The sequence below is a fragment of the Vreelandella olivaria genome (assembly GCF_023507745.1).
Lineage (GTDB): Bacteria > Pseudomonadota > Gammaproteobacteria > Pseudomonadales > Halomonadaceae > Vreelandella > Vreelandella olivaria_A.
Genome location: NZ_JALPZO010000063.1, coordinates 1 through 658, shown reverse-complemented (window position 1 = coordinate 658; position 658 = coordinate 1). Strand labels below are relative to the sequence as shown.

General features: G+C 49.2%; 2 protein-coding genes. Both read left to right on the top strand.

Features of this window, described 5'->3' with window-relative positions; translation table 11 throughout:
• Positions 1 to 128 precede the first annotated feature (128 nt).
• Positions 129 to 401 (top strand): type II toxin-antitoxin system Phd/YefM family antitoxin, encoded by a 273-nt coding sequence (locus HP566_RS04935; protein WP_249976147.1) that lies wholly within the window; start codon positions 129 to 131, stop codon positions 399 to 401.
• Positions 382 to 654, top strand: a complete 273-nt coding sequence (locus HP566_RS04930) for a Txe/YoeB family addiction module toxin (RefSeq protein ID WP_249976146.1) — start codon at positions 382 to 384, stop codon at positions 652 to 654. Before HP566_RS04935 ends, HP566_RS04930 begins: the two co-directional genes overlap by 20 nt.
• The last annotated feature ends 4 nt before the right edge of the window (positions 655 to 658 follow it).

Here is a 658-nt window from a genome sequence, read left to right as displayed (position 1 = left end):
TAACGCCGCCAACACGCGCGGCTTTGTAGTGAAGGCAAAGCCGAAACGAAAAAGCCGTCGCCGTGCTTGGCCTTGTTAGGGCTTTTGCCGTATACTTGTACGGAATTCCCGTACATCAAGGTGCCTTTATGGACACAATTAGCGTAAACAAATTCAGAGATAACCTGAAAAGTGTTGTAGAGCAAGTAGTTAGCAGGCATGAGCCGCTCAAGGTAACACGACGAGCCGGAGAGGCTTTCGTGGTGATGAGCGCCGACGACTGGGAGCGAGAACAGGAAACCCTTCACGTTCTCCAAAGCAAGAATCTCATGCAGCAGATTACCGACTCTCTTGAAACCCACACCCGTGGAACAGGCTATAAACCAACTGGCGAGCAAATGGATGAGATCACTGGTATTTGAGGGCAACACCTGGGAAGCGTATGAGGTTATGCGCGCAAAGGACAAACGATTACACAAGGCCTTGTGCAAATTGCTCAAGGAAATGCTGCGATCAGATGACCCTTCCTCCGGCCTTGGAAAACCTGAACCTCTAAAGCACAACCTCTCTGGCCTGTGGTCTAAGCGGATATCACAGAAAGATCGTTTGATATATCGATTCGATGACAAGTTCATTTATATCTTCGCTATTGGTGGTCACTACGATCAGCCCTAACGCC